The 6,000-nt window shown below is 27.3% G+C and carries 6 protein-coding genes; all 6 read left to right on the top strand.

Going from position 1 to position 6,000, the window contains the following annotated elements; all coding sequences use genetic code 11:
* The coding region (tnpA, locus tag CSBG_RS13035) for an IS200/IS605 family transposase (RefSeq protein WP_008680216.1) at positions 1–311 on the top strand (311 nt) is incomplete at its 5' end.
* Between the two features lie 242 nt (positions 312–553).
* Positions 554–1,390, top strand: coding sequence for a Cof-type HAD-IIB family hydrolase (locus tag CSBG_RS13030; RefSeq protein WP_008680215.1), 837 nt, complete (start codon positions 554–556; stop codon positions 1,388–1,390).
* Positions 1,391–1,688: 298 nt separating this feature from the next.
* Positions 1,689–2,150, top strand: coding sequence for a tRNA (cytidine(34)-2'-O)-methyltransferase (locus tag CSBG_RS13025; protein ID WP_008680213.1), 462 nt, complete (start codon positions 1,689–1,691; stop codon positions 2,148–2,150).
* A gap of 16 nt (positions 2,151–2,166) precedes the next feature.
* Positions 2,167–3,003, top strand: a complete 837-nt coding sequence (locus CSBG_RS13020; protein WP_008680212.1) for a DegV family protein — start codon at positions 2,167–2,169, stop codon at positions 3,001–3,003.
* Positions 3,004–3,235: 232 nt separating this feature from the next.
* Positions 3,236–4,288: a BMP family ABC transporter substrate-binding protein gene (locus CSBG_RS13015; protein WP_008680211.1), complete on the top strand. Its 1,053-nt coding sequence runs from the start codon at positions 3,236–3,238 to the stop codon at positions 4,286–4,288.
* A 114-nt stretch (positions 4,289–4,402) separates the two neighbouring features.
* Positions 4,403–5,785 carry an RNA polymerase factor sigma-54 gene (gene rpoN / locus CSBG_RS13010; protein WP_008680210.1) on the top strand — a complete coding sequence of 461 codons (1,383 nt, stop codon included), beginning with the start codon at positions 4,403–4,405 and terminating at the stop codon, positions 5,783–5,785.
* The last annotated feature ends 215 nt before the right edge of the window (positions 5,786–6,000 follow it).

Below are 6,000 nucleotides of genomic sequence, written 5' to 3'. Positions count from 1 at the left end.
CAAATGCATGCAAAGATCATATACATATGCTTGTTAGTATACCACCCAAATTGAGTGTTTCACAATTTATGGGATATTTAAAGGGGAAAAGCTCGTTAATGATATTTGACCGACATGCAAATTTGAAATATAAATATGGAAATAGGCAGTTTTGGTGTAAGGGGTATTATGTTGATACAGTAGGAAGAAATAAAAAAGTAATTGAAGAATATATAAAAAATCAAATTCAAGAAGATTTAGTTTATGAACAAATAAGTCTAAAAGAATACATAGACCCGTTTACAGGTGAGCCGGTAAAGAAAGGCAAGTAATAAAGCCCCTTTAGGGGTAGCCAGTGAAAATATGCGGTTGGCAAACCGTTCGATGTGCGAGTAGCACAGCCAGTAACAGAGCCTTATAGGCGTAGAGCAAACCACCCGTTTTACGGGTGGTCCTGATTTATTTTTTTGTGTTAAATAGGAATAATAAATGTTATTAGGGCGTTAAGCTTATTGTCGAAAATCCAGTAGAATGATATTATAATAATATGAAAAGGTGAATAAAGGAGTATTTTATGGAATACAAAATGGTCTGTATTGATATGGATGGAACCTTACTAGGTAAAGGGAAAGAAATATCTAAAGAAAGTAAAAAAATAATAAAAGAAATTCACGAAAAGGGTGTAGAAATAGTAGTAACTACAGGGAGAATTTACAATAATGCAGCGTATTACTCACATCTTTTAGGAGTTGAATCACCTGTTATTGCAGCTAATGGAGCTATTGTTAGAGAAAAAAACACAAACAAAGTTATATATGAAAAGCCAATAGAAACTGAGGAGTGCATTAAATTAGTTGAAAAGTTGTATAAGATGAAAATGCATTTTCATTTTTATACTTTAGATAGTATATATTGTAGTAATAAGCTTACAGAGCTAGGAACCAAATTATATATGACAAAGCAAATAGGATATGATAATTTAAAAATAAATTATTATGTTATAAATAATATAGAAAAGTGGAAAGATTTTTTTAGAAAAAATCATGGAAAAATAACTAAATGTATAGCTTTTTCAATGAAGCCAGAGAAGATTTTAAAAGTAAAAAAACAACTAGATACATTTGAAGGTATAGTATATTATGGCTCAGGAAAAAGAAGCGTTGAAATTAATAGTAAAGGTGCATCAAAAGGTAATGCTGTAAAAGCCTTAGCAAATTATTATGGTTTTAAAAGAGAAGAAATTATGTGTATTGGAGATAATGAAAATGACTTATCTATGATTGAATATGCTGGAGTTGGAGTTGCGATGGGAAATGCAATAGAACCAGTAAAAAAATTAGCAGATTATATTACAGATACTAATATTGAAAATGGAGTCGAAAAAGCAATAAAAAAATTCTTTAAACTATAGAATCTTCAGTATTAAAGTATTTTAAATAAGCATATTAATCATTAAATATAATTATGTTTCCAGAGATAGTAGTATATTTCTAGAATAAAATAGTTTTTAAAGAAAAGATAATAGAATATTTATTTGATTAATGGTTAGAAACGTTTAAGTTATTATATTATTTTTATAATAGAAAATAATATTCTATTAATAAATGCTAAATGTTTTGACTAATGAAGATTCATATAGTATCATTTTTTATATAGTTTCACTAAAGTAAGATGATTTCATCTTACTTTTTTAATCGGAGGTAAGAAAATTGAATTTAAATATAGTTTTATACCAACCAGAAATACCACAAAATACAGGTAATATTGCAAGAACTTGTGTTTTAACAAATTCAACGCTACATTTAATTAAACCTATGGGCTTTAAAATAGATGATAAACAAGTAAAGCGTGCTGGATTAGATTATTGGAGCGAATTAAAGCTTGAAATGCATGAAAGTTATGAAGAATTTATGAAAAAGTATGGAGATAAAAGAATTTTTTTAGCAACTACTCATGGTGGAGTACATTATGATGAAGTTTCATTTAAAGAAGGAGACTTTATAATGTTTGGTAGAGAGTCTTCAGGAGTTCCAGAAGAAGTACATAACAGTCATGAAGGAATAAGAGTGCCAATGATTAAAACAAGTACTAGAAGCTTAAATCTTTCAAATACAGTTGCTATTGTTGCATATGAGGCTTTAAGGCAAATAGGTTTTCCTGAAATGAAATAAATTAGGGGGAATAGAAGTGGAAAAGATAAAAATATTAACAGATAGTTGTTTAGATCTTCCAGAAGAGTTAATTAAACAAAACAATATAGAAGTTATACCTGTTTTAATTAATTTTGGTGATGAAAGTTATATTGATAGAGAAGAAATTAATTTAGAGCAAATGCAAGAAAAAATACAAATAGAGAAAATACTTCCAACAACAGCTCAAATAACTCCTATTAGATTTGAAGAAATTTTTAGAAAATATTTAGATGAAGGATATAAAGTTTTAGCAATACTTATGTCCTCTAATATGAGTGGAACATATAATTCTGCATGTATTGCAAAAGATATGATTGAGTCAGATGACATAGTTATAGTAGATACACAAGTTATAACATCAGCTCAAGGATTTTTTGTTTTAAAGGCTTGTGAACTTAGAGATAAGGGATTGAGTGCAGAAGCTATAAAGGAAGAACTACTAACTATGATACCTAAAATGAATGCATCATTATGTTTTGAATCATTAGAAAATCTAGTTAGAGGCGGAAGAATATCAAAGACAGCAGGCGCAATTGGAACTGCATTAGGTCTTAGGGTTATAATTGGATTCGAAGATGGAATGATGACTGCAAAAGATAAAGTAAGAGGAAATAAAAAAGCATTAAAGAAGATAATATCAGACTATGAATCAAGTAATCCAGATAAAAATGAGCCTGTTATATTAATTGAAATAGAAAGCCCAGAAATGAAGGATGAACTTAAGAAATATTTAGTTGATAACAATATAAAATATATTGAAACAAAACCAGGTTGTGCAGTTGGAATACATTCTGGAACAAAAGTAAGTGGATTGTTTTTTATGAGTAAATAAACTTAAAGTATTTATGAACAACTTGAAAGAATATAAATTTTTAGGTTAGAATTTAAGATTATAAAGTAAATTTATGGAATGATAGATAATTTTTAATAATGAATAACTTTTAATAATGAAATAAAAAAGATAAAGATTAAATTCTTTATCTTTTTTTATTTTTTTGAAAAGTACAAACTGAATTTTTATATATTTATTTGGGTAACATAAAGTAAAAAGGAAGGTGGTTTCAGTGAAAAAACAAAAACTATTTTTACTAACTATAAGTATATATTTAACTTTCATGCTCACAGGTTGTGGAGTTCTTAATAGTCACATAATAGATTTGGATAAATTAAAAGTAGCTTATGTTGTTAATAAAGGTTGCTTAGAAGATAAAGGACTTAATCAATTAGGATTAAACGGAATAAATAAATCTATTATAGAAGATGATATTAAATTAACTACTATAGAAATAGACAAAGACGATGAAGCGGATTTTCAAAAACAATTTATAAAAGCAACCAAGAGTAATGATTTAATAATTGTTGTTGGTGAAGAGTTTAAAAATGTAGTTAATGAAACTGCCACCAATTATAGAGACAAGAGGTTTATAGTTACTACTAATAAAATAAGGGAAAGTAATGTGCAAAATGTAGATTTTAAATATGAAGAAGGCGGATTTTTAGTAGGAGTTATTGCTGGGAAAAGAAGCTCTAATAAAGAAGTTGGTTATATAGCTATTAAAGATAATGAACCAAATAAATTATTATTATCAGGATATATGTCAGGAATTAAAGTATCTAACTCCAAAGCATTACCCAAATTATTATCAGGGGAAAATGTAAAATATGTTGAAGATTGTGCAAATGTTGATTTAGCATATAAAGAAGCAATAGACCTTTATGATAAAGGATGCGAGGTTATTTTAACTGCGGCAGGTAGAGCTTCAGAAGGGGTTTTTAAAGCAGCTAAAGAAAAAGGAAAGTATGTAATCAACAGTGGCATGAATGCACAAGAAGTTTATAGTGATTATAAAGATAATGCACTTGCATCTTTAGAGATTAGATTTGATGATATACTTTATAAAAGTATATCAGAGGCAAATGATGGGATGTTTAAGAGTGGAGAAATTAATAAAATAAATGAAGGTTTAAAAGAAAATACTATTGAAGTAATCATGAATGAATCATTACTAGATAAAGAAACTATAAATTTAATAAATAATTATAAAAGTGAAGTAATTAGAGAAAAGATTGAAATTCCTAAGAAAAAAGAAGAAGTATTAGAATTTAAAGTGCAATAATAACTTGATATAACGTTTACTTACAGTTTATACTAGTAATAAGGAGCACTATCCTTATTACTAGTATATTAAGCAAAAGATATAGTTTATAGTTTGGAAATGAAGGTGTACTTTATGAAATTAGATTTTAATTTAAATCTCACACAAGAGCAAAAATTAATAATGACCCAACAAATGCAGTTATCTATAAAGCTTTTACAAATGTCAACTTGCGATTTAAGAGAATATATAGAAAACGAGTTTGTAGAAAATCCAATACTAGAAGGAGATTTTGACTTTGTTCAAGAAGAAAAGGATTATCAAGATAAGATAGATTATAAAGAAATGATAAAATATCTAGAATTCGATAATTATGGATCTCAAAGTTATGGAGACTATAATAAGGATGAAGATGTATCACCTTTTAATTTTATATCAGAAAAAGAGTCGTTAACAGAGTATTTGCATGAACAATTGCTTGAAAGTGACGAAGATGAGTTAAAAAAAGCAATAGCATCATATATGATTGAGAATATTGATAGCAGAGGATATTTGGACATGCCTTTAGAAGATATATGCAAGGAATTAAATATCCCGATTGATTTAGGTCAAGAATCATTAGAGATACTTCAGGATTTAGAACCAGATGGTATAGGGGCTAGGGATTTGAAGGAATGTTTAAAAATACAGTTAATAAAAATGGGGATATTAGATGATAATCTAGAAATAATAATAGATGAATACTTAGATTTAATAGCAGATAATAAATATAGTGTTATAGCAAAAAACTTAAAAATAACTCCAAAAGAAGCTCAAGATTTAGGAGATATAATTAAAAGTTTGGAGCCAAAACCATCTAGAGGATTTTATACAGGGGACGAAGTTAAATTTATAATACCTGATGCAGCAATTAGAAATATTGATGGACAATATTTTGTTATTATGAATGATGGAGTTATACCAAGATTATCAATAAGTAATATATATAAAGATATCTTAAATAATAAGGAAGATAAAAGTACAGAAAATTATGTAAAAGAAAAATTGAATAGCGCTATGTTTTTAATAAAAAGTATAGAACAAAGAAAAAGTACTTTACTTAGAATATTAGAAAAAACTGTAGAGAAGCAAAAAGAGTATTTTGATAAAGGGCAAAAATATTTAAAGCCAATGACTATGAAAGAAATGGCAGAAGAGCTTGGAATACACGAGTCAACAGTAAGTAGAGCTATAAAGGATAAATATATATTAACAAGCCTTGGAACTGTGAAAATAAAGGATTTATTTACAACAGGTTTAAGTAAATCTCAAGGTGATGGTGAAGATGTTGCTGTTGTTAATATTAAAAAACAAATAAAAGAAATGATAGATGAAGAGGATAAGAAAAAGCCTTTATCAGATCAAGCAATATGTGATGAATTAAATAAGAAGAGTCTTAATATATCTAGAAGAACAGTAGCAAAATATAGAGAAGAAATAGGAATAAAATCATCAAGTAAAAGAAAGAGGATAGAGTAAAAATAGTATTATAAAAAATAGAATAAAAAAGGATTATAAAGGGGAATTTATAATAGAGATGTTAGCTGTTTATATTAAATATAGTAGAGATAAAAGCTAGCATTTCTATTAGAGTTTATTTTTTTAGACCTTGTGGACACATGTAAATATAAGTTGAAGTAGAGCAAGGTAATGGAATAAGCAAACTTACATATACTCACTTTTATAGGATATAT

The organism is Clostridium sp. 7_2_43FAA (genome assembly GCF_000158375.2).
Taxonomy (GTDB): domain Bacteria; phylum Bacillota; class Clostridia; order Clostridiales; family Clostridiaceae; genus Clostridium; species Clostridium tertium.
The sequence above is the reverse complement of the archived record's forward strand: the minus strand, read 5'-3'. Positions and strand labels throughout refer to the sequence as shown.

Bases quoted from the DNA above. Each gene is read 5' to 3' on its own strand.
- CSBG_RS13030 (WP_008680215.1), top strand. From the start codon at position 554: ATGGAATACAAAATGGTCTGTATTGATATGGATGGAACCTTACTAGGT.
- rpoN (WP_008680210.1), top strand. From the start codon at position 4,403: ATGAAATTAGATTTTAATTTAAATCTCACACAAGAGCAAAAATTAATA.